This is a genomic window from uncultured Algibacter sp. (genome assembly GCF_963976535.1).
Taxonomy (GTDB): Bacteria; Bacteroidota; Bacteroidia; order Flavobacteriales; family Flavobacteriaceae; genus Algibacter_B.
In genome coordinates this window covers 1-24,191 of record NZ_CAXBLF010000052.1, presented here as the reverse complement: position 1 = coordinate 24,191, position 24,191 = coordinate 1, and the positions used below count along the sequence as shown (strand labels likewise).

The window sequence follows — 24,191 nt, the reverse complement described above, 5'->3', positions numbered from 1 at the left end:
GATATTTTGAACTATCAAAACATACTCATTACCAAAACATTAACATCATAATTTTGTTTCCGTATAGTATTTCTCGATGGCACATTGACAAAAACGATAGTTTTATCTCCTATTATAATAGTATTACTATTATATTTGCATTTAAATTTATCAACTATGGATTCATTACTTTCAAATTTAAAGATTGCAGTACCAGAAAAAATCTATGTAAAAGACCCAGAATCTTCTGCTTTAGGTAAGCGCATTGTGGAACACAGCATTATTTTGATTAACGATATTGGTTTTGACAGCTTTACATTTAAAAAATTAGGAACATTAATCGGTTCTAACGAAAGTTCTATCTATCGTTATTTTGAAAGCAAACATAAGTTGTTACTTTATTTATCGTCATGGTATTGGGCATGGATTGAGTATCAATTAGTATTTGAAACGCATAGTTTAAATCCAGAAGACAAACTTGAAAAAGCAATTGAAATTGTAACAAGAACCATAAAAGAAGATTCAAAATTCTCCCATATTAATGAGGTTGTTTTAAACAAAATTATGGTAAATGAAAATTCAAAATCATTTCTTACCAAAGAAGTAGATCAGGAAAATAAAGAAGGTTATTTTGTCATCTACAAGCGTATTGTGCATCGTTTACGGGATATGATAAAAGTTAAACAGCCCAGTTATAAATTCCCTTCTAGTCTTGCAAGCACTATACTTGAAGGCAGTTTACATCAGCATTTTTTAAAAGACCATTTTAAATCCATTACCGATTGTAACGACAGTCTTTCCCCAACCAATTTCATAAAAAACCTAGTGCTTAACACTTTGAAATCCTAACTATGGAACACAAACAAATGACCCCTTGGCGACGATTAGTTGGTTTGCTTCAATTGGAAAAAAGAGATATCCTGCAAATTTTTTACTATGCCATTTTTGCTGGTATTGTGGCGTTATCGTTACCTCTTGGCATACAGTCTATTATTAACTTAATTCAAGGAGCTCAAATTTCTACATCTTGGGTAATATTGGTCATTATAGTAACACTAGGTGTCGCGTTTTCTGGCGCATTACAATTGATGCAATTAAGAATTATTGAAACGATACAGCAACGTTTATTCACAAGATCTTCTTTTGAATTTACCTATCGTTTTCCAAAAATAAAAATGTCAGAATTACGAGACTATTATCCGCCAGAATTAGCAAACCGATTTTTTGATACCCTAACTATTCAAAAGAGTTTATCAAAAATTTTAATAGATGTGCCAACCGCAGTTTTACAAATTTTATTTGCGTTAATTCTACTATCTTTTTATCATCCCTTCTTTATTGTATTTGGCCTTTTGTTGCTCGTTCTTATTTTTGTAGTATTCAAATTTACTGCACAAAAAGGGCTGGAAACCAGCTTAAAAGAATCGAAAAATAAATACAAAGTTGCGCACTGGATTCAGGAAGTCGCCCGTTCAGTAATTAGTTTTAAATTATCTGGAAGTACAAGTTTGGCTGTAAACAAAAATGACGCCTTAGTTCATAACTATTTAAAAGCCAGAGAAAGTCACTTTAAAGTATTGATGCTCCAGTTTATTCAAATGATAACTTTTAAGGTGATCGTTACAGCAAGTTTATTATTAATTGGTGGTGCTTTGGTATTAAACCAAGAAATGAATATTGGGCAATTTGTTGCAGCAGAAATCATCATATTACTCGTTATTGCTTCGGTTGAAAAACTAATTTTAGGTTTAGAATCATTTTACGACACGCTGACGTCCTTAGAGAAAATTGGTCAGATTGTAGATAAAGATTTAGAAAGTCAAACTGGAGAAATACCACAATTTAGCAAAGGCATCCATATTGAATTAGAACATGTTACTTATGAAGTCTCTAATAGGGACAAACATATTTTAAAAGATATCTCACTAAAAATAAATTCTAAAAGCAGAATTTTAATTAAAGGTGAAAGTGGTTCTGGAAAATCTACATTATTAAGATTAATTGCTGGAGTGATACAAGCTACATCTGGCCATGTTTACGTGAATGATATGTCCATTAATAGTTTACAATTAAACTATTACAGGTCACAATTAGGACTTTCTTTATCTGATGAAAATCCTTTTGAAGGCTCTATTAGAGACAATTTGACTTTTGGTAATTCTAATATTACGGACGACAAAATCTACGAAATACTTGATATCGTAGGTCTTAAGTCTTTTATAAAGGAACAACCCGAAGGATTAAACACGGTACTTTATCCTGATGGCAAACAAATGTCTTACTCACTATCTAAAAAAATTGTTTTGGCTCGCGCTATTCTAAAAACACCAAAAGTATTAATTCTTGAAGATGCCTTAGATAGATTTAATAGATTGGAAACAAAAGCTATTGTAGATTATTTATCACATCAAGACAGACCATGGGCACTTGTTGTCGTTAGTTTTAGTTCTGTTTGGACAGATAAATGTAACGAAATAATCACTTTAGAAAAAGGTCAAATCAAATCTAAAACCAACTAAGTTATGCTCAATATATCCCATAATCAATTGAACAAAAAAATAGACTTAGCTGATTATAAGTCTGGAAAAAAAATCATGAATATTAAGTATTACAAATACTTCAATAGGTTTTTATTGGCTGCGGCAATTATTCTATTTATCGTGATGTTTTTACCGTGGACTCAAAATATAACAGGTCAAGGTATTGTCACCACTTTAAAACCTAATCAGCGCCCACAGCATATCCAATCGCAAATTCCAGGGCGCATAGAAGAGTGGTTTGTACAAGAAGGTGATGAAGTAAAAAAGGGCGATACTATTTTAAGAATATCTGAAGTGAAAAGTGATTATTTTGATGATAGACTTATGGAACGAACCAATGATCAGATACAAGCTAAATCATCGTCTGTAACTGCTTATGGCGGAAAAGTTGATGCTTTAAATAGACAAATTTCAGCGTTGCGAAATGAGCAAAAATTAAAGTTAGAACAGACGAAAAACAAATTGATACAATCGCACCTAAAAGTAAAAAGTGATAGCATTGATTTGGAAGCTTCAAAAACCAATTTAAAAATTGCAGAGACCCAATTTAATCGTATTCAAACGTTGCAGGAAGAGGGTTTAAAAGCGTTGAGGGATGTAGAAGAAAAACGCTTAAAACTTCAAGCAACTCAGGCTAAATTTATTTCGCAAGAAAACAAATATCTAGCAAGTCAAAATGAAGTCATTAATGCGCGGTTAGAATTATCAAGAACCAATGCTGCTTTTACTGATAAAATTTCGAAGGCGCAAAGCGATATGTTTACGGCACAATCCAGTGGTTTTGATACACAAGCACAAGTTACCAAACTTGAAAACGCCTATAGTAATTACAAAAAGCGTAATAGTCTATTGTATGTTACTGCGCCACAAAACGGATTCATAAATAAAGTTTTAACTGGTGGAATTGGTGTCACCTTTAAAGAAGGTGCAGAATTAGTTGGTATTATGCCTTCAAAATACGATTTAGCTGTTGAAACTTTTGTAAGACCTATTGATTTGCCCTTACTTCATAAAGGCGAAAAAGTACGTGTGCAGTTTGATGGCTGGCCAGCTATAGTTTTTAGCGGTTGGCCAAATGTATCTTATGGAACCTATGGTGCAAAAGTTGTAGCCATTGAGCGTTTTATAAGTGATAATGGTAAATATAGAGTATTACTAGCACCAGATGAGACAGACCACAAATGGCCAGAAGCCATTAGAGTAGGTTCTGGCGCAAGAACCATTGCCTTATTAGAAGATGTGCCTATTTGGTTTGAATTATGGCGACAAATTAACAGCTTCCCGCCTAACTATTATCAACCTGAAGGCAACAAAACAGCCTTAAAAAAAGATAACTAATGAGAGCATTTTTATTACCTATTTTAATATGCTTTAGCAGTTTAATTTCGGCGCAAGATAGTACTTCGGTAATGTCGCTATCTGAATATTTAGGCTATGTTAAGTCGTTTCATCCTATTGTGAAACAAGCTAACTTGATTATTAATGAAAGTGAAGCAAAACTGATGAAAGCTCGTGGTGCTTTTGACCCAAAATTGGAAGTAGATTATGATAGAAAGATATTTAAAAACACGGAGTATTATGACAGACTTAATGCTTCTTTTAAAATCCCGACCTGGTTTGGTGTAGAGTTAAAAGGGAATTTTGAAGAGAATACGGGCGATTTTTTAAACCCTCAAGCCTTTGTTCCAGAAGATGGTTTATATAGCGCTGGTATATCTGTTCCCATTGCAAGAGGATTACTTACTAACAGTCGTATGGCGATGTTAAGGCAATCTAGACTGTATGTAAAACAAGCGCAAGCTGACAGGCAGTTATTAGTTAACACCATTTTATATGACGCTACAGTTACCTATTTTAATTGGTTAAAAACATATAATGAAAAACGCGTTTATGAAGACTTTTTAACCAATGCCGAAATGCGATTTAATGGCATTAAAAAGAGTTTTGAAGTTGGCGATAAACCTGCAATAGATACTTTAGAAGCTCGAATTGCCTTAAACAATAGAAAGCTGAATTTAGAAAAGTCTAGAATTAAGTTTGTTAAATCCTCATTAGAGTTATCAAACTATTTGTGGTTGAATGGTAATACACCTATTGAAATTCAAGACCTTGTTATTCCTGATGCGAATACCTTTGACACGATTGATGTAACTTTAAATACTTCAGGCTTGGATATTGAAAGTTTTGATATTGAAAATCATCCAAAATTACAATCTCTAGATTATAAATTTCAAAGTTTAAATATTGAAAAACGTTTAAAACTGAATAATTTATTACCTCAAATCGATTTGCAGTACAACTTTTTATCGCAAACTCCAGAAGTAGTGCGCTCGTTTAGTACTTCAGCATATAAAAGTGGCGTAAATATGAGTTTTCCTTTGTTTTTAAGAAAAGAACGCGGTGATTTGAAGTTAGCAAAAATAAAATTGCAAGACACAAAATTTGAAATTCAAAATACCAGAGTAAGTCTTAAAAACAAGATTGATGCGATTAATCAAGAGCTTGATTCATACCTCTTACAAAATGATTATACGGATGCAATAGTTGATGATTATTCGAAAATGCTAACAGCTGAAGAACGTAAATTATTTTTAGGAGAAAGCTCCTTGTTTTTAGTGAACTCTCGAGAATCAAAATTGATTGACGCAAAACTAAAAGCAATAGACATTGAGAATAACTTCTTTAAAACTAAAGCTAATTTGTTTAACGTTTTGGCACTTGCTGAAGTTCAGACGAACTAAGTTTTGGAGCTAAAATCTAGTTGGCTATTAACTATGGAACCAACATGACTTTGTAAAAAATTTCAGCTACCTTCGTTTCTGTCTGCCGACAGGCAGGTAACGTCGGATATAAAACACATGTGCTGAACTTGTTTCAGTATTAAAACGATTTCATATCCGTAAAGAACATTGTGTGTCATGCCAAAAACCAACTCACAAAACCTGTTAAAATTAATTTAATATTCTTTTTAATGCCTATATTTGTAAAAACTTTACAAAATCAACATATAAAATGGTATTAGAAATTCGATTAAGCAATTTCTTCTCAGTCAATGAAGAAGTAGTTTTAGACTTAAGAGCTGGAAATATTAATACTGCTAAATCAAAATCATTATCGAAAAACATATTTAATTATAATGATTTAGATGTATTAAAAACACTTGCTTTATATGGTTCAAACACATCTGGAAAAACAAATATTATAAAGACTATTAGGTTTTGTAATGCAATGGTTTATGAATCTCATAAGCATAATGAAAATACTATTTTTAATTTTAAACCATTTAAATTCAAAGGATATTCTAATGAGCCTTCTCATTACTTTATAAGATTTGTAATAAAGGGTATAGAATATAAATATTCATTCTCACTTAGCAGAACTAAAATCTTAACAGAAAGTTTATACTATTATCCGAATGGTAGAAAAGCTAAAGTATTCGAAAGAGACGAAAATGCAGGAAAAACTAAAAGGGAAAAATATTCTTTTGGAACATCTGTAATAAAAAGACCTTTTGATGTTGCGGAGAATACTTCCAATAAGACGTTATATATTTCTAGGGCAAGTCAAATGGATAGGGAAATTCCAAAAGATATATTCAATTTTTTTCATAGAGATTTCATTTTGCATCATTCAAATTATGGGAAAAGTAATCTTGAGTCGTTAATAAAAGCATATAAAAATCAATTATTAACTGCCCTTCAATTCGCAGACAGTGATATTGTAGATTTTAAGGTAAACTTCAAAAAAGAAAAAGGTAGAAGTTTAAAAGCTAATTTGGATACTGAAGAGGCGTTTTTTGTTGATGATGAATTAGAAAAAATTGAGTTGAAAACTTACCACAAGTTTTCACCTAATACATCTTTTGATTTCAGTGAAGAATCATTAGGTACTCAAAAGTTGTTTTTAATGATGCTTACTATTATAGACATAGTAAAAAATAATAAAACTTTGCTTGTAGATGAAATAGAAGATAGTTTGCATCCCAAAATAGTCGATTACATTATTGAAATATTTAATGCAAGTTCAGAAGCTCAATTAATCTTTTCTACTCATAATACAAATCTATTGGATTTAGATAAGTTTAGAAAAGACCAAATTTGGTTTGTGAATAAAAAAGAAGATGGTGGTTCTGATTTATATTCTCTTTATGACTATAGCGACTTTAGAGACACAATGGACTTGGAGAAAGCATATTTACAAGGAAGATTTGATTCTATTCCAATAGTAAATGACTCAATAGAGAATTTACATTCAATTATTAATGAATAGATGGCTAGAAGGAGAAGAGAACCGAAAGGAAAAAAAATTAACCCAACTCTGTTTGTTTTCTGTGAAGGAGAAACAGAAGAGGCATATATTAATTTACTAAAATCCGTTTATAGAATTCCATCTATACACATACACCCAAAAATTGGTGGAAATAATATAACAGCAGAGTATATAGAAAATCATAAACAAGGAAAGCCAACACACGAGAAGGACTCGAATTATCTTGTGTATGATTTAGACGTTCCAGAAATGATAACTCGACTTTCGAAAATTAAAGGCTGTAAATTACTTGTATCAAATCCATGCATCGAATTATGGTTTTTACTGCATTATAAAAATCAAACAGCAAGCACAAACAATGCGAATTGTTGTAGAGAAATGAAGAACAGAAATAGAACCTATAAAAAAGGTGCAATTGATAAAAAGTTAAAGGAAAAACTGATTTTGAAAAGAGAAGATGCTGTTAAAAGAGCAAAAGCTTTAAACACTCATGAAAATCCGAGTTCTACAATGTACAAATTGATTGAAATTCTGGAAGGTTTAAAAAAATAAAAAGCACGAACACACAAAACCGTATATAATTTATTGCTAGTTCTAGCCTACTTACGAAAATCCTCGCGGATTTTCTATTTAGTTTTTATTTGCTAAATTAGGTGCTTAAACACGCCACTAATCATACACAAACACATTAAACGAACTTCTCCAAAAACAAAACAACTTTCAGTCTAAAAATATAAGACAGCAAACAAGTGCGTTAGGGATTGCAGAGGAAATCCTTTTTAAAATTGACTAGAATTAAATAAGCTTTAAAGCAAATAATAGACAGGTAGCCAAGTCGCTTACTCCTCGCTATGACGTTTTTAAAAAGATTGTAACGAAAAGCCCGACCCTTGTGGTAACGCCCAAAATACTTTTTTAAAAATTTCTATGTGTTAATTAAATTTTAAATGTCATAACTGGTAACGTAGAGTGATTTGCTACATCTTCGCCAATACTGCCTTCAAAGAAATGTGCTAGCCCTTTTCTACCATGTGTTGGCACAATTATTAAATCTGCTCCAATTTTATTGGCACAATTTAAAACACCTTCTTCAACGGTATAATCAGATACATAATGAACATCTTTCATTTTATCTAAATTACTTTCTGCTTTTGTAAAGAAATTAACCGTTTTTTGCTCAATTTCTAAAGTACTCATAAACCTATCGTTAGGTAAATTCACATGAACCAAATAGAGTTTAGCGCCAACTTCATCAAACATCTTTACCGCATTTAAATAGGGTTTAATAGTTTCTTCTGAAAAATTGCAAGCAAAAGCAACGACATCAAAATTCACATCAGACACATCGTTTTTAACCACTAATACAGGAATATTTGCATTACGAACCACGCGTTCGGTATTCGAACCAACAAAAAATTCTGCAATACCACTAGAACCGTGAGAGCCCATAACAATCAAATCCGCATCATGCTTAAGTGCTACATCATTAACTTCACTAAATACTTTAAAGTGCTTAATAATTGAAGTTACTTTTACATCTTTTAAATACTCTTTCTTCAAAAATTCTTCAAACTTTTGTTCTGCTACCTGAAGAAAAAAAGCGGCTTTTTGATTTTGAAGTCCGTCTGAAGCGGATAACATAATATCCGACATTTCAAGCATGTGTAAAACGAGTAACTCTGCATTGTGTTTTTTGGCAAGTTTTGCTGCCGTTTTAAGTGCATATTCAGAGTGTTCAGAAAAATCTACGGGTATAATAATTTTTTTCATATTTTGTGTTTTTTAGACCTGACAGGTTTTAGAAATCTGTCAAGTCTTCTAATAATTACGCTAAACAGTCATAGAAAACAACTGTGTATCTGGCTGTTTTCTTTGTAATAACACATCAAACGCCATACATATATTTCTAACGAATGGCTGACCCTTTTTGGTAACTTCAATTTTATTAGAATAAACTTGAAGCAACCCATCTTTTTTCATTTCTTTTAATAGAATTAAAGCATCTGGTAATTCATCAAAATACAACCAATCTTTTGTCCATGAGGTTTCAAATCTACACATTAAATTGAGAATGTGTTTACGAATAGTTAAGTCTTCATCATTTAAAATATGCCCTCTATAAACAGGAATAATGTTATCTTTTAACAAGTTGTAATAGCTTTCAATACCTTTTACATTTTGAGCGAAACCATACCAACTATCGCTAATTGAAGACACTCCTAACCCAATCATAGCTTGAGTTTTTGATGCTGTATAACCCATAAAATTTCTATGTAAATCACCATGAGTCATTGACTGATAAAGTGAGTCGGTAGTTAAAGCAAAATGATCCATACCTATTTCTTCATACCCAACTTCAGCCAATAATTCCTTTCCTAATTCATATTGATTCCTTTTTAATTCAGCAGAAGGCAAATCTGTATCATTAAATCCTCGTTGTCCATTTCCTTTTATCCATGGCACATGTGCATAACTGTAAAATGCCAATCGATCTGGAAGTAATTCCTTAGTCTTCAAAATCGTTTCTTCTACATGTTCTAAGGTTTGAAACGGTAACCCAAAAATAATATCGTGCCCCACTGAAGTATAACCTATTTCTCTGGCTAACTCTGTGGCCTGCTTAACATTCTTAAATGGTTGAATTCTATGAATCGCTTTTTGCACTGTTTCATTATAATCTTGTACACCGTAGCTTACTCGCCTGAAGCCAACATCAAAAAGGGCTTGTAAATGTTCGCGAGTGGTATTATTTGGATGGCCTTCAAAACTAAATTCATGACCATCAGCCAATTCTGAAGTTCTTAAAATTTCAAGGATAAGATGCTTTAAATTCTCTGGACTAAAAAAGGTAGGTGTTCCTCCGCCTAAATGCAATTCCTTAATAACTGGTTTTTCATCAAATAACTCTAAATACAATTGCCATTCTTTTAAAACCGCATTTATGTATGGAGACTCAACACTATGTTGTTTGGTAATCCGCTTGTTACATCCACAAAATGTACAAAGACTTTCACAAAATGGTAAATGGATATATATACTAATCCCTTCTTTTGAATTGCTTTCTTTAAAAGATTGTATTAAGGATGACTTCCATTTTTTTAAAGAAAAAGACTCTTGATTCCAATACGGAACCGTTGGATAACTCGTATATCGAGGTCCTGCAATATTGTATTTATTGACTAATGATTTTAACATACCTAACTTTTATATTTCAAAATTAATATAATAGTGTACAAGAAAATATGATATATGTCATAGCTATAACTTGCAATTTGTTTAATTATGCCTTAACTTTCCGATAAATAAAATCCTATAAAAATGAAAAAATTAAGCTTCATATTAATCGCCTTAGCTATAAGTTTTACAGCATGTAAAAATGAAAAGAAAGCGCCTAAAACTATTGAATCTGATACTACAGAAACTGCAGTTGTAGCACCTAAAAAAGTAAAAATTACATTAAGTGCCAAAAGTGAAAGTAATGTTAGCGGCAACGTGGTTTTTAAAGAAGTAGATGGAGAAGTTAGTATGACTGCTATTATTAGCGGTTTAACTCCTGGGCAACATGCCATTCATATTCACGATTCTTCTGATTGTTCCTCTGCTGATGGGAAATCTGCAGGTGGCCATTGGAACCCAACGGCAAAACCACATGGTAAATGGGGTGCAGAAACGGGTTATCATAAAGGTGATATAGGTAATTTTACTGCTGATGAAAATGGTAATGGGACCATTTCATTCACTACAAACGAATGGTGTATTGGCTGTGGAGACGACACTAAAAACATACTTGGAAAAGGCGTTATTGTTCACGCTGGTGTTGACGATTTAACATCGCAACCTTCTGGAGCTGCCGGAGCTCGTATAAGTTGTGCTGGTATTATTCGGTAATTTCCACATATTATAATATTTTTACTTTATAAATCCTTTAATGGGTTAAGAGTTACTAGTGGAAAATTTAAGTGAAAAGACGAAATAAATGGACATTCAAACTTTTCCAGAAATTAAGACAGAAAGGCTTACTCTAAGAAAGATAGAAGTAACTGATAGCGATGTTATTTTATTCTTACGTTCTGATAAAACCATAAATAAATTTATTGATAGGCCTGAAGACAGAAAGACAAAAAATATATCTGATGCCATTAAACACATTAAAAAACTAAATACAGATTTTGAAAATAATAAATCTATTTCGTGGGGCATAACACTAAATAACAACACCAAAATTATAGGAACCATTTGCTTATGGAATTTTTCCGAAGACTACAAAACAGCTGAAGTTGGTTACGATTTAAATCCAACATTTCAAAGAAAAGGTATTATGAGCGAAGCTCTGAAAAGGGTGGTGAGTTTTGGGTTCATCGAATTAAAAATAAATAAGATTGAGGCATTTACTCATATTCAAAATGAAAATTCAAAAAAGCTTTTAGAAAAAAATGGATTTCATCTTATTGAGCATAAAAAAGATGATGACAATCTTTCTAATGTTGTATATCAAATTATAAAAAACCAGCAAACAACAAAGCACTGATTTAAAATCTAACAATTTGTTTTTATAATATTTAACAGTTGTGTTAATTTTTTTTAATATAAGATTTAATGAAACCTCTTTTTCTATCGCTATTTTTAATACTACCAACACCTATGAACCTATTTAATTTTGATTCTAAAAGCGATATTTCCAACTGGCGTATTGTTGACGATGTAGTTATGGGAGGACGATCTAATGGAAATTTTAAAATTAACGATACTGGAAATGGGGTGTTTTCTGGAGATGTGTCATTAGAAAACAATGGTGGTTTTTCAATGGTGCAATATGGATTTGACACCAAAAAAGTGAGTAACTATACTAAAGTTTGCATTAAACTAAAAGGTGACGGTAAAACCTATCAATTCAGGATTAAAGAAAACGATTCAGACTATTACTCTTATGTCACTTCATTTGAAACCTCTAAAGAATGGGAAACCATAGAAATTCCATTTAACAGCATGTATCCTGCATTTCGTGGCAGAAAACTAGATGCCGCTAATTACTCTGGAGAACACATGGACATGATTGCTTTTTTAATTGGAAACAAGAAAGCCGAAGCTTTTAATCTTGAAATTGATAGTATTATTTTAAAGTAGTTTCATAAATTTTTTAGAGTGCACTTATAATATCATACTTCGTAATAATTTGGTATTTACCCTCTTCCAGTTTAACCAATACAGCATTATTTTCTTTATCAAATAACTTTGATATGGTTTCGATAGGTGTATTTTTATCTACTATTGGGAATGGTTTATGCATGACCTCTTTTATAGGCAAATCTGAAATATCCTTGTTTTCTATATACTTTCTTAACAAATCGGCTTCGTCAATAGCACCAACAAATCCGCTTGAATCTTCAACAGGTATTTGAGATATTTTGTGAGCTTTCATGCGCTCAATAGCATGCGACACTAATTCTTCTGTTTTTACAGTAACTAATGGTTTCTCAGAGTTATTTGCAACAAGGTCTGCTGCTGAAGTGATTTCATCTTCAATAAACCCGCGCTCGCGCATCCACTCGTCATTAAACATTTTACCTACATAACGACTTCCATGGTCATGAAAAAGCACCACCACTACATCGTCCTTTTTAAAATGTTCTTTTAATTGAAGAATTCCTTTTATTGCAGCCCCTGCAGAATTACCAAGAAACATACCTTCTTCTTTTGCTAATCTTTGTGTGTAAATGGCTGCATCTTTATCGGTCACTTTTGTAAAACCATCAATAATACTAAAGTCTACATTTTTTGGCAGAATATCTTCGCCTATACCTTCGGTGATGTATGGATAAATTTCATTTTCGTCAAATTCACCAGTTTCATGATATTTTTTAAATACGGAACCATAGGTATCTATACCCCAAATTTTAACGTTTGGGTTTTGCTCTTTTAAATATTTCCCAACGCCGGAAATAGTTCCGCCAGTACCTACACCTACAACAAAGTGCGTTATTTTACCATCGGTTTGCTTCCAAATTTCTGGTCCGGTACTTTCGTAATGTGCGAGTGCGTTACTTGGATTGTCATATTGATTTACGTACCAAGAGTTGGGAGTTTCCTCCGCAAGTCTTTTTGACGTTGAATAATAGGATTTAGGGTCTTCTGGCTCTACATTTGTTGGGCAAACAACGACTTTACTGCCTACGGCACGCAGAATATCCATTTTTTCTTTGCTTTGCTTATCGCTGATAACACAAATCATTTTATAACCTTTTACAATAGCTGCTAAGGCTAAACCCATACCCGTATTACCTGAGGTTCCTTCTATTATAGTTCCGCCTGGTTTCAAACTACCATTGGCCTCGGCATCTTCAATCATTTTAACGGCCATTCTATCTTTTGTAGAATTCCCTGGATTAAAAGTCTCGTATTTTGCTAATACTAGACAAGGCAAATCTTTTGTTAACGTATTAAGTTTCACCATAGGTGTATTACCAATGGTTTCTAGTATATTTTCAGCGTAGTCCATAGTCTTTTTTGTGATGTTTCAAAAATACTAAAAAGCTAATTGGTTTATGCTAAATGTTAGTTAATATGTGGTTAGGGATTGTAGTGGAAAGCCCACAGTGAGGTGCGATCGAGGACTTGTAACGGAAAGCCCGACCCTTATGGTAACCTGCCTGCCGGCAGGCAGGCGCCCAAAAAATTAATTAATCGAAACGTATGGCTTTTACTGGCGATATTTTTGTGATGATATACGAAGGCATTAGGAGCATGAGTAAACACAAAATTAGTGTGCCCACATTTAAGGCTAAGATATACCCGAAACTGATAAAAACGGGTGCTTCTGTTACGTAATACACCGTTGGATCTAACGGAAAAAGTTTGAAATACTTTTGTGCAAATAATAGGCCTAACCCTAAAATATTACCCCAAAATAAGCCCAATAGAATGAGGTATGAAGCATTGTACAAAAAGAGCTTACGGATGCTCCAATTACTGCTTCCTAGTGTTTTTAAAACACCTATCATTCTGGTGCGTTCTAGTATTAAAACGAGTAGTGCGGTTATCATGTTAATACCTGCTACGAGTATCATAATACCAATAATGCCATAAATATTTTTATCAAAAATTTTAATCCATTCGAATACAGAATAGTAACGATCTGTAATAGATTGTGAGTCTAATAACGAGGAAATATTTTGATGAATTTCTGCTGCTTTTTCGTCTAACTCATCATAATCATCAATGAAGACTTCAAAATTACCAACTTGATCTTTTTCCCATCTATTGATGCGTTGTAAGTGGCGAATATCGCCTATAAGATATTGTGCATCTAAATCTTGAAATCCTGAATTATAGATTCCAACTACGTTGTACGTAATGATATTAGGAAGCTTTTCTGGATCGTCTTTTGCAAACACCATTTGAAAGTTGTCGCCTACTTTAAAGTTTAATCGGTTGGCTAGATATTTTGAGACTAAAACATCTTCATTTCGTTTTTGTGTGTAATCTGGTAGCTTGCCTTCTATTAGAAATTCTTTAAAATAATCCCAGTTATAATCAGCACCTACACCTTTTAAATACACACCTTCAAAATCTGTTTCGGTACGAATAACTCCAAATTTTGAAGCGACACCTTGTACATGACTAACGCCTTCTACCGACTTAAAATCTGGATAGAAATCTTGATTCTTAGATATGGGAAAAACACTTTCTTGGGAGTTATTATTATCGTAATTTGTGATGGTAACATGCCCATTAAACGCCACCACTTTGTCGCGTATTTTTTGTTGCAAACCAATACCCGTTGCAATAGCTATCATCATCACCACAATGCCAATAGCAATTGCAGCGATACCAATTTTTATTATTGGTGCCGATATACTACTTTTATACGCTTTACTACCAATAATGCGTTTAGCTATAAAAAACTCGTAATTCAAAATTTACTATGCGGTTTAATGTTTTCAAAAATACAGTTTTATTATTTGTTTTAGTAATGATTTCTTGCGCTTCTAAAGTGAAAAACAACACAAATGCGAAAGGCGAGAGTCTTGAACAAATTCAGATAGATAGTTCTATAGTGGTTGGTTCAAATCAAACTGACATCTATTTGCCTTTATTGAAAGGTAAACGCATTGGGATTGTGGCTAATCAGTCGAGTGTTGTTTTTATTGATAAAGATTTGAATACGGATAGCAGAAGTTACACCCATCTAGTAGATTCATTACTATCATTAAATATAGATGTGAATACAGTGTTTGCCCCTGAACATGGTTTTCGAGGTAAAGCTGACGCCGGTGAACGCATAAAAGATGGCATAGACGCAAAAACTGGAGTCCCAATTATATCGCTTTATAGTGCAAACAAAAAACCTAAACTAGAGCAAATAAAAGAAACTAAAAAATACGAAAGTGATATCTCAAAAGGTGTTTCTAAAATAGATATTATGCTTTTTGATTTACAAGATGTTGGAGTCCGTTTTTATACATACATATCAACTTTGCATTATGTTATGGAAGCTTGCGCTGAAGCAAATATTCCCTTAATTATTCTTGATAGACCTAACCCAAACGGACATTATATTGATGGCCCCATTTTAGAAATGGAACACAAAAGTTTTGTAGGCATGCATCCTATTCCTGTGGCTTACGGCATGACCATTGGTGAATATGCTAAAATGATTAATGGTGAAAAATGGTTAGCAAATGGTACACAATGTGATTTGAAAGTGATTCCTATTAAAAATTACAGTCATAATTTGAATTATAGTTTACCCATAAAACCAAGTCCGAACTTACCAAATGACAAAGCCATTAACTTATACCCCAGTTTATGCTTTTTTGAAGGTACTAATGTAAGTGTTGGAAGAGGTACGGAAATGCAATTTCAGATTTTTGGAAGTCCCTTTTTGAACAAAGACTCCTTTGACTTTGAATTTATACCACAACCTAACGAAGGCTCAAAATATCCGAAGCATCAAAATAAAATTTGTTATGGCAAGGATTTAACAAAAGTTGAGACCATTAATACTATAAACTTAAAATGGCTTATTGAAGCTTATAATAACACTGAAAACAAATCAGAATTCTTTAACGCGTTTTTCATAAAACTAGCAGGAACTAAAAAATTACAACAACAAATTGAAGCGGGATTAAGTGAAGAAGACATTAAAGCAACTTGGAAAGATGGATTAGAACGCTTCAAAGAAACTCGTAAAACATATTTAATATATCCGTGAAACATATTTTAGCTTCTTTAATAATACTATTTACTTCCGTTGGATTTAATCTGAATACTGAAACCTCTGGCGACTATAAAATTAGAGCAGCAAAAAAACTAGCTAAAAAGTTTCTTCGTCAACAAGGTATTCCAGGAATGTCTATTTCTGTTTCAAAAAAAGAAGCATTAATATGGTCTGAAGGATTTGGTTATACTAAGAGAAAACCTAAAATCAAAGTTGAACCAAACAAAACACTTTTTAGAATTGCTAGCATTTCAAAATCAATCACTGCGTTGACGCTTGCTAAATTGATAGATGATAAGCTTATTAATTTGAATGAAAGCATTTATACTTATCTACCCAATTTCCCTAAAAAAGCATACGACTTCACAGTTAAAGAATTAGGCGGACACCGTGCTGGAATAAGGCATTACAAAGACAATGAATTTACTTTAAATAAAAAGATGTCAATCACGAAAGGTTTAGAATTATTTAAAAACGATTCGCTTTTATTTGAGCCTTCAACACAATTCTCTTATAACACGTTCGGCTATGTTTTGTTAAGTGAAATTATGCAAAAGACTTCAAAAATAAATTTTAACGATTTGGTGAAAAATTCTGTTTTTAAACCTTTAGGAATGACCAACACCATGTTAGATGATTCTGAAATAAACGTTCCGAATACAACTAATTTCTACAAAAAAAAACGCGTACTTTCAACCCCTGTTGCTAATGAATATAAAGTTGCTGGCGGTGGTTTTCTATCAACTTCTGAAGACTTAATCAAGTTTGGAGAAGAAATAATTTCACCTATAATAGTTTCAAAAGAAGCCTTATCAGAAATGATAACGTCACAAAAATTAAAATCTGGAAAAATTACTGGTTATGGCATTGGTTTTTCCGTTGAATGCACAAAAAACAACACACACAAATACTATCATACTGGTGGTGGCGTTGGCTCATCTACCATACTATTAATTTATCCGAAAGAAGGTGTTGTTATTTCTGTTCTAACAAATCGATCAGGTGTTGATATGGAAGTATTTGGAGAAGCCTTAGAAGCAGTTTTTGTTGATTAACATATTAGTAGATTTTAATTAAAATTTTGTTAATCACATATTCATCTAAAAGTTTACTTTTACATTCTATTTTGATAATTGAATTATGAACCCATCATCCGCTGGCTGGATTAAGAAGTTACTTAAGGAGACACGTGAAAACGATCTTTTTTTAAAGTATGACAAAGCATCTTTTTATGATGCTTTAAGATCTTGTGGATTTATATATGGAAGTAATTTAGACGTTGTTACGCAGGTTATTCCAAAAAAAGACCTTACAGAAGGCGAACTTTGTAAAACCAATTTATGCTTAGCATTATATTACACACATGCTAACTCAAATAGCGATATCTCGTTTATTGAAAGTGTTATTCCTTTTTACACAGATATTGACCCGATTAAAACCTCTTTTTTTCGAGATTTATTAGGTGAAAAAAAATCGAGTGAACAACTGGAACAAATAATACATAAGCGCATCCAGATAGATGCCAATGTACTTACCAAAAACTTCAATTATTTTATTATCAATGCGCTATTGTTTGTTGATGTTCTGGCTTACAAGACCTACCTAGAAAATCTTGAAATATCCACAGAATATTTAAAGAATATGGAAGCATCAATTGCTTCAATTTCTATAAATGTTTTAAATTCAAAAGAAACAAAAAACCAGTACGACGATAGTTTAATCAAACTTTTTGAATCGTCTTTACGTTATCAAGAAAACACAAATTTAAACTACAAAAAGGCTATTAAAAATGTAAATACAGAACTTGAGAAATACTATATTTTAGATTTAGCTTGTATGGCCACATGGAGCGACCAGATGATTGATGTTGAAGAACAACATTTTTTAGAAAAGCTTGGTCAAGATTTAGAACTGAATATTTCTAAAATTCATCAATCTATAAAGGCTGTCAATCATTTTTACACAGTCAACAAAGATAATATTGCACTTTTAAGTTCTAAAAATCTAGTACAAAGTTTTTATAACAACTCTAGCAAAATGGTTAATAAACTTATTACTAGAAACAGCAAACGTTTATACCAAGAGTTGAAAGACAGTAAAGAGCTGATGGTTTTACTCTCACAATCAACTGTTAGAGATTTGAATAAAGACGAACAAAAAAAAGTACAAGAACAGCTACTTGATATTTTCAAATCCATACCAAGTCTTGCTATATTTTTACTTCCTGGTGGCGCCTTACTATTGCCTTTAGTTGTGAAATTTATTCCAAAATTATTACCATCTGCTTTTGATGAAAATAGGATTGAGGAGTAATACCAATTTAACCCATTGTGCATTTTGAGCTATGATATCAAACTGAATGTCAGTTCGAGTGATCCCGATTTTTTCGGGATTGTATCGAGAACAGGTTTAAAACCTAAAAATTGATTCTCGATACAAATTTCACTCATAAAAATGAGTAAAATTCACTCGAATTGACAAAGTTTATTCAAAAGGTATAACGGGTCAATTTAACTATCAAATAACTTATCGTTTGCGCTTTCTATTAGCTATATAATTATTAATAGCCTCTTTAGTTGTGTACCAATTTTTACCTTCTTTATGCGCATCAATTTTACCCTGTCTAGCCAATAAACTTATGTATTCTTGACCATAAGCAATATCTGGTTCTTGAACGATATCAGAAATTGGTTTGTAATCATCACCACTATCTGGCAACGAACTGATATAAATATTTAAAGTACGTTCAAGTGCCTGAGATATTAAAAGCATCAATTTTGAATAATGCCCTTTGTTTGCCTGATTTAAAGCTTCGTAATACTTTTTTCTATCGTTTTTTAAAATGATTGCAGGCGGAAACCCTTGCTTCATTAAAATTAAATTCATGGCAAGACGAACCATTCGTCCATTACCATCAAAAAAAGGATGAATCCAAACGAATTTATGATGAAAAAAAGTAGCCAATTCAATGGTATTTAACTGTAACCGATTGGTAACAACAAAATCTACCAAATCATCAAGTAATTGAGATACTTTATTAGCATTGGGCGGAACAAAGTTTGCTCCAGAAATTCTAACACCGCCGTGTCGCAATCTACCAGCAAAATCATCTTCAATGGAGCGTAACATTAAACCATGAAGCGACAATATATCTTTACTATTAAGTATATAACCATCATGTATTAAAGTATATAAATAATCAATGGCATGCTCATGGTTTTTAGCTTCAAAATGCTCCTTAAGTGATTTCCCTTTAATGGTAATACCTTCTTGAAGTACCATCTGTGTTTCTCGCAAACTTAAAGTATTACCTTCAATGCTATTGGAATTATAAGTCCATTCTATGGATAAGGCTTCTTTAATTTTAAGCAAAGCAATGCTTGGTAAAGGTCGAGCTTGTTCTAAAACCTTTACCTTTTCAAAAAGACGCTCGAAAGTTGCGCTTAATTCTGTTCTATATGTTACATCAATATCCCACACATCCCAAAGATACTAATATCGTTTTGGTTTAAAAAATTATTATACCGATATTAGTGATTTTTTAAAATAAGACTACCAATAAAGCTATGAAAATACTTTTCTATTAAAAAATACCATGTTTTTTTTCATTAGATTTACGGAAAACAACTAATATTATGAAGTCTTTTACTATCGAAGAAATAAACGACCTTTTAAAAGGCGAATTAATAGGAAGCACAACACAACAAATTGAAGGCCCAGAACAACTACAAAATGCTAAAAGCCAACATATATCATTTATTGGGGGTACAAAATATTTAAAGTATTGGAAAGACTCTAAAGCTTGTGCGGTAGTAGTTAATGACAATTTAACTTTAGAGCCAGGTGACAATCGTGCTATAATAAAAGTTAAGAATGCCGATTTAGCCATGGCCAAAATATTAGAATTGTTTAATCCGCCAGCTCCAGTGTTTGAAACTGATATTCATGCAACAGCAGTGATTCATGAAACAGCTACTATTGGCAACGGCTGTAAAATAGGTGCAAACTGTTATGTTGGTAAAGATGTAGAATTAGGAAGCGGTGTTATTTTATACCCTAACGTGTGTATTTTTGATGAAACTAGTATAGGTGACCATACAGTTGTTTGGTCAGGAACCGTTATTAGAGAACGTTGTATTATAGGTAGCTACTGTATTTTTCACACCAATGTTAGTATAGGTGCTGATGGTTTTGGATATAGACCTAGTGATGATGGACGCGGACTTGTAAAAATACCTCAAATAGGGAATGTTATAATTGGACATTATGTTGAAATTGGTGCCAATTCGTGTGTTGATAGAGCCAAATTTAGCAGCACCATTATTGGTGATGGTTGTAAAATTGACAACTTAGTTCAAATCGCTCATAACAGTATTATGGGGCGCTCGTGTATTATGGCAGGTCATAGCGGACTTGCAGGTTCGGTAACTTTAGGTGATGGTGTTATTATTGGCGGAAGTGCCTCTATTAAAGACCATACTACCATACATTCTGGTGCTACAGTTGGGGCAGGTTCTGGTGTTGTAGGCGATATTGCCGCTGGAAAAACCGTATTGGGCTACCCTGCGCAAGATGCTAGAGATATGCTAAAACAATGGGTAGTGATGCGAAGGTTGGCTAAGAAGTAAACGCTTGACTTTGTAAAAAATTTCAGTTACGTTTGTTTTATGAAAAAATACACTTTATTATTCTTAGCAGTTTTCGGAATAAGTCAATTCATTCAAGCACAGGAGGACAAATACCAATGGTTAGAAGAAGTTGATGGTAAAGAGGCTTTGGAATTTGTAAATATCCAAAACAAAGCTACTATTGAAAAATTGAGTAAGGAAAAAGACTAGCAGGACATCTATGATAAGAGATACAAAATTTAAAAATTCGGCTTTAACTTGACCCGAAAAGTATTTCAGATAACTACCCTACTTTCCTTATACTAGACCGATGAAATACATTTAGCTAAAAACTGAGCACCATTAAACAATGATAAAATTTTTTAGAAAAATTAGACAAAAACTACTAACTGAAAGTAAATTCAGCAAATATCTACTTTATGCTATTGGAGAAATTATACTTGTGGTTATCGGAATTTTGATTGCCTTTCAAGTCAATAATTGGAATGAGAAAAGAAAAAATGACAGTTTAGAGCAAAATTATCTTATTTCATTGCAAGAAGAATTTGGTTTCAACAAAAAGAATTTAAAAAGCCTTGTAACCTTAAATGTTAAAAACGCCAATTTTGGGTTGAAAATTCTAAATTACACCGGACCTAGCAAGCCAGAAATAAGTGAAAAAAGTTTCGACTCATTAATTATAAATACTATCGGCAATGAAGTTGAATTTAGACCTCGAAATGAAATCATTGATGAACTGATTTCTTCGGGAAAATTATCAATCATAGACAATTCCGTTTTAAGGACATCACTTTCTTCTTGGTCAGAGTCTCTTAAAAGAGTAAAATTTCAAGAGGCAGAACTTTCCAAATATAGGTTTCAATTATTAGATTTATCAATGAAACAAATAAATCTACGAGATGCAATATTCAATGCTACTGGAGGTGTTTTTGGAATAACCGAATCCAAATTCGATAACAAAAATACACAAATACTCAAGTTGCAAGAATTTGAAAGCCTTTTGTCGTCCTTCATCGGAGCATCAAAATTTGCTGACCAGAGGTTTGAAGTATTAGACAAAAAAATTGATGAAATTCTAACTTTAATAAAACAAGAACTGAAAAAATAACTAAAGCACAACAATAATTATAAGTAATTACTTACTTATGCTATAAATTCAGCAGAAATATTCAATTTTAACCTGTAGCTATATTTCGGGACAAGACATCTACCACAAAAAAACTACTCCAACCAGCCTTTAAAATCCTTAACACGTTCGCGAGCTACAACAACATCTTGCTCGTTATAAGAATTCAGTTTTATTTGTAAACGCGAATTGGTATAACTTACCATATCTTTTATAGCGTTAATATTGACAAAAAATTTACGATTGATACGGAAAAAGGTTTGAGGTTCTAATTCGTCCTCCAAATGCTCTAGTGTGGTATCTAAAAGGTAATTTCTACCTTCTGTGGTGTGTAAATATGTACCTTTATTCTCGCTGTAAAAACATTCAATTTCGTCAATATTTATGAGCTTTAAGTGCTGCCCTATTTTTACTGAAAAACGTTTTTTATACTCGCGGTCTATAGGGTTTACTAGTAATTTTTTAATATCGTTAAAATCTAAAGTTACGGCTTGTTTTTGTGGTGCTCGTTCTTTGTATTTTTTAACTGCGATTGCCAAATCCTCGTCGTCAATGGGTTTGAGCAAATAATCGATGCTATTTAATTTGAACGCTTGAAGCGCATATTCATCATAAGCTGTGGTAAAAATTATAGCAGATTTAATATCTACGGTTTCAAAAATCTCAAACGATAAACCATCACTTAATTGAATGTCTAGAAATATTAAATCTGGGTGCTCATTATTCTGAAACCAGTCTATAGATTCCTCAACGGAATGTAGCATAACTTCAGCTTTTAAATCTAAACTTTGAAGCATACGCTGTAAACGTCTTGCTGATGGTTTTTCGTCTTCTATAATGATTACGTTCATTTTATATTTTTCTTTTAAGTGATTTGTTTTTATTTGCATAATAGACCATAAAACCAATAGCGACTACCATGCCTAAAGTGGATGGTAAAAATTGACTGTATGGTTGATAATCTTCAAAAACGGTTCCTGAAAACGCCGATAGAATGGCACTGAATGCACTTACCATTTTTAAAATATGCTCGTACAACCAAAGGTTTTTGTATTTAGATTGCGGAATTAAATATCGTAAAAAATCGTAAGTAATCATAAATAATAAATAACCAACGGTACTATAAATGATTATTGGTGACCAAATCATACCAATAGATTTAAAATAATATAAGAAATAAGATACTGAAGCAAGTGTTAACAATGCTATAGCAATATCTAAAATTTTTGGTTGATTGTTTTTATACTTTAAAACGCGGTAACCTGAAAACCCTAAATACCCACTAAGTACCGTTATTACCAACAAAAAGGAATTGCGTTTAAAAATAAAAACACCTACTAAGCCCGTAGTAATTACAACAATTAAGCACATTAAAAATAAGTTCCCGCTTTTTGTATGAAGGGTTTTGCCTTTTTTACTTAACAATGCTATAAGCCCTAAACATAAAGCTATAGATCCAAAAAGCACATGTGCTATAATATTTGTGTTATGTAAAAGGTTGTTAGTTTCCATTTGGTTTTATGATGGGTATTCTGGTTTTGCGTTAGGGATTGCAGCGGCATCCTTTTGCTTTTCTTGCTAAATTGCTAGAACTTTTAAACAAGCTAAAAAATTAGTTAGTGGATTCCTGCCTTCGCAGGAATGACAAAAAGGAAAAGATATAGCGAAACATTTATGTTCATGAATTCAATAATTCAAATAGAAATGCATGAATAAAAGCCCGACCCCTTTTCGGGGTAACGCCCACTTCTCGATACTTTGTGATATTTAATCACAACACTCGAAGTGACATTTACTTCCATTGCTTTTTATCCTTATCCATATACTCTCTAATTTTTCTTTCTTCCCAATTTTTACTAAAAACGAGGTTTTTACCAAATACCGCCAGTGCATGAAACCCCAAACCTAAACCCCAAAAAATTGGCGTAGAAAAGGTGCCGAAATTCCAGATATCTTTAGTATTAGAGGCAATTGTGCTAACGATAAATATATTTACAGCTACGTACCAGAAGGCATGCCAATAAAAGCCTTTAAGCTCTTTTACTCGTTTTTTTGCTCGAATATAAGCTTCCTCTTTTTCGTGATTTTTGTCGTCGTAAGGTTCTAATTTAAACTCTTTCATGATTGTGATGTTTTAGTCCCATTTATTTTTTTCTTTACGCATCAATTCTTCAATTTTGCGTTCTTCCCAGTTATTTCCAAATACTCCTTTTTTTACAAAAACCACGAATGCATGTATTACCAAACCAATACCCCAACCTATAACTGAAAACCAAAACCATTTATAATCCCAGTAGGTTTTATAATTAATAAAAATTGTGAAAGGTGTGAATAAAAAATAGGCAAATAGATGTTGATAAAAGCCTTTTATCTCTGCAATTCGTTTGCGCGCTCTTAAATATTTTTGATCAGTTTCAAAATTTTCTGATAAT

Annotated in this window: 24 protein-coding genes; 15 read left to right on the top strand and 9 right to left on the bottom strand. The window is 32.4% G+C overall.

Annotated features, from left to right (window positions below; all coding sequences use genetic code 11):
* Positions 1 to 156: 156 nt before the first annotated feature.
* The 6 genes from AAC024_RS12690 to AAC024_RS12665 all read left to right on the top strand — a co-directional run bounded on the left by AAC024_RS12690 (position 157) and on the right by AAC024_RS12665 (position 7,340).
* On the top strand, positions 157 to 828 hold the full coding sequence (locus tag AAC024_RS12690; protein WP_339895856.1) for a TetR/AcrR family transcriptional regulator: 672 nt from the start codon (positions 157 to 159) through the stop codon (positions 826 to 828).
* 2 nt (positions 829 to 830) lie between these two features.
* On the top strand, positions 831 to 2,498 hold the full coding sequence (locus AAC024_RS12685; protein WP_339895855.1) for an ATP-binding cassette domain-containing protein: 1,668 nt from the start codon (positions 831 to 833) through the stop codon (positions 2,496 to 2,498).
* A gap of 3 nt (positions 2,499 to 2,501) precedes the next feature.
* Positions 2,502 to 3,857 carry a biotin/lipoyl-binding protein gene (locus tag AAC024_RS12680; protein ID WP_339895854.1) on the top strand — a complete coding sequence of 452 codons (1,356 nt, stop codon included), beginning with the start codon at positions 2,502 to 2,504 and terminating at the stop codon, positions 3,855 to 3,857.
* Positions 3,857 to 5,260 carry a TolC family protein gene (locus AAC024_RS12675; RefSeq protein ID WP_339895853.1) on the top strand — a complete coding sequence of 468 codons (1,404 nt, stop codon included), beginning with the start codon at positions 3,857 to 3,859 and terminating at the stop codon, positions 5,258 to 5,260. Before AAC024_RS12680 ends, AAC024_RS12675 begins: the two co-directional genes overlap by 1 nt.
* Positions 5,261 to 5,531: 271 nt before the next feature.
* Entirely contained in the window at positions 5,532 to 6,788 is a 1,257-nt protein-coding gene (locus AAC024_RS12670; protein ID WP_339895852.1) for an ATP-binding protein, read from the top strand.
* On the top strand, positions 6,789 to 7,340 hold the full coding sequence (locus tag AAC024_RS12665; protein WP_339895851.1) for an RloB family protein: 552 nt from the start codon (positions 6,789 to 6,791) through the stop codon (positions 7,338 to 7,340).
* 384 nt (positions 7,341 to 7,724) lie between these two features.
* Here AAC024_RS12665 and AAC024_RS12660 read toward each other — a convergent pair whose 3' ends face one another.
* Entirely contained in the window at positions 7,725 to 8,558 is an 834-nt protein-coding gene (locus AAC024_RS12660) for a universal stress protein (RefSeq protein ID WP_339895850.1), read from the bottom strand.
* Positions 8,559 to 8,618: 60 nt separating this feature from the next.
* Positions 8,619 to 9,983, bottom strand: a complete 1,365-nt coding sequence (gene hemN / locus AAC024_RS12655; RefSeq protein WP_339895849.1) for an oxygen-independent coproporphyrinogen III oxidase — start codon at positions 9,981 to 9,983, stop codon at positions 8,619 to 8,621.
* A gap of 123 nt (positions 9,984 to 10,106) precedes the next feature.
* Between hemN and AAC024_RS12650 the strand changes: the two genes are divergently transcribed.
* The 3 genes from AAC024_RS12650 to AAC024_RS12640 all read left to right on the top strand — a co-directional run bounded on the left by AAC024_RS12650 (position 10,107) and on the right by AAC024_RS12640 (position 11,912).
* A complete protein-coding gene (locus AAC024_RS12650) occupies positions 10,107 to 10,676 on the top strand; it encodes a superoxide dismutase family protein (RefSeq protein WP_339895848.1) in 570 nt (189 codons plus the stop codon).
* A gap of 88 nt (positions 10,677 to 10,764) precedes the next feature.
* Positions 10,765 to 11,316 carry a GNAT family N-acetyltransferase gene (locus tag AAC024_RS12645; RefSeq protein ID WP_339895847.1) on the top strand — a complete coding sequence of 184 codons (552 nt, stop codon included), beginning with the start codon at positions 10,765 to 10,767 and terminating at the stop codon, positions 11,314 to 11,316.
* Between the two features lie 68 nt (positions 11,317 to 11,384).
* On the top strand, positions 11,385 to 11,912 hold the full coding sequence (locus tag AAC024_RS12640; RefSeq protein WP_339895846.1) for a CIA30 family protein: 528 nt from the start codon (positions 11,385 to 11,387) through the stop codon (positions 11,910 to 11,912).
* Positions 11,913 to 11,925: 13 nt separating this feature from the next.
* Here AAC024_RS12640 and AAC024_RS12635 read toward each other — a convergent pair whose 3' ends face one another.
* Entirely contained in the window at positions 11,926 to 13,284 is a 1,359-nt protein-coding gene (locus tag AAC024_RS12635; protein ID WP_339895845.1) for a pyridoxal-phosphate dependent enzyme, read from the bottom strand.
* A gap of 181 nt (positions 13,285 to 13,465) precedes the next feature.
* The gene (locus AAC024_RS12630; protein WP_339895844.1) at positions 13,466 to 14,701 is read right to left on the bottom strand and encodes an FtsX-like permease family protein; all 1,236 of its coding nucleotides are present in this window, start codon (positions 14,699 to 14,701) and stop codon (positions 13,466 to 13,468) included.
* Between the two features lie 8 nt (positions 14,702 to 14,709).
* Between AAC024_RS12630 and AAC024_RS12625 the strand changes: the two genes are divergently transcribed.
* The 3 genes from AAC024_RS12625 to AAC024_RS12615 all read left to right on the top strand — a co-directional run bounded on the left by AAC024_RS12625 (position 14,710) and on the right by AAC024_RS12615 (position 18,318).
* Complete coding sequence (locus tag AAC024_RS12625) at positions 14,710 to 15,999, top strand: DUF1343 domain-containing protein (protein WP_339895843.1); 1,290 nt, start codon at positions 14,710 to 14,712, stop codon at positions 15,997 to 15,999.
* Positions 15,996 to 17,060, top strand: a complete 1,065-nt coding sequence (locus AAC024_RS12620) for a serine hydrolase domain-containing protein (protein ID WP_339895842.1) — start codon at positions 15,996 to 15,998, stop codon at positions 17,058 to 17,060. The genes AAC024_RS12625 and AAC024_RS12620 overlap by 4 nt, the downstream gene beginning before the upstream one ends.
* Positions 17,061 to 17,145: 85 nt before the next feature.
* Positions 17,146 to 18,318 (top strand): LETM1-related biofilm-associated protein, encoded by a 1,173-nt coding sequence (locus AAC024_RS12615; RefSeq protein ID WP_339895841.1) that lies wholly within the window; start codon positions 17,146 to 17,148, stop codon positions 18,316 to 18,318.
* Positions 18,319 to 18,531: 213 nt separating this feature from the next.
* Here AAC024_RS12615 and AAC024_RS12610 read toward each other — a convergent pair whose 3' ends face one another.
* Positions 18,532 to 19,485 carry a Fic family protein gene (locus AAC024_RS12610; RefSeq protein ID WP_339895840.1) on the bottom strand — a complete coding sequence of 318 codons (954 nt, stop codon included), beginning with the start codon at positions 19,483 to 19,485 and terminating at the stop codon, positions 18,532 to 18,534.
* Positions 19,486 to 19,640: 155 nt separating this feature from the next.
* Here AAC024_RS12610 and lpxD point away from each other — a divergent pair, with 155 nt between their 5' ends.
* The 3 genes from lpxD (at position 19,641) to AAC024_RS12595 (ending at position 21,741) form a co-directional block, all read left to right on the top strand.
* Positions 19,641 to 20,633, top strand: a complete 993-nt coding sequence (lpxD, locus tag AAC024_RS12605; RefSeq protein ID WP_339895839.1) for a UDP-3-O-(3-hydroxymyristoyl)glucosamine N-acyltransferase — start codon at positions 19,641 to 19,643, stop codon at positions 20,631 to 20,633.
* Positions 20,634 to 20,672: 39 nt separating this feature from the next.
* A complete protein-coding gene (locus AAC024_RS12600; RefSeq protein WP_339895838.1) occupies positions 20,673 to 20,843 on the top strand; it encodes a hypothetical protein in 171 nt (56 codons plus the stop codon).
* A 139-nt stretch (positions 20,844 to 20,982) separates the two neighbouring features.
* On the top strand, positions 20,983 to 21,741 hold the full coding sequence (locus AAC024_RS12595; RefSeq protein ID WP_339895837.1) for a DUF6090 family protein: 759 nt from the start codon (positions 20,983 to 20,985) through the stop codon (positions 21,739 to 21,741).
* Between the two features lie 113 nt (positions 21,742 to 21,854).
* On the opposite strand, the gene AAC024_RS12590 is transcribed toward AAC024_RS12595, so the two are convergent.
* The 4 genes from AAC024_RS12590 to AAC024_RS12575 all read right to left on the bottom strand — a co-directional run.
* Positions 21,855 to 22,610 carry a LytTR family DNA-binding domain-containing protein gene (locus AAC024_RS12590; RefSeq protein WP_339895836.1) on the bottom strand — a complete coding sequence of 252 codons (756 nt, stop codon included), beginning with the start codon at positions 22,608 to 22,610 and terminating at the stop codon, positions 21,855 to 21,857.
* Position 22,611: 1 nt separating this feature from the next.
* Positions 22,612 to 23,271: a hypothetical protein gene (locus AAC024_RS12585; protein ID WP_339895835.1), complete on the bottom strand. Its 660-nt coding sequence runs from the start codon at positions 23,269 to 23,271 to the stop codon at positions 22,612 to 22,614.
* A 280-nt stretch (positions 23,272 to 23,551) separates the two neighbouring features.
* Positions 23,552 to 23,881 (bottom strand): 2TM domain-containing protein, encoded by a 330-nt coding sequence (locus AAC024_RS12580; RefSeq protein ID WP_339895834.1) that lies wholly within the window; start codon positions 23,879 to 23,881, stop codon positions 23,552 to 23,554.
* A gap of 12 nt (positions 23,882 to 23,893) precedes the next feature.
* On the bottom strand, positions 23,894 to 24,191 hold a 298-nt coding region (locus tag AAC024_RS12575; protein WP_339895833.1), incomplete at its 5' end, for a 2TM domain-containing protein.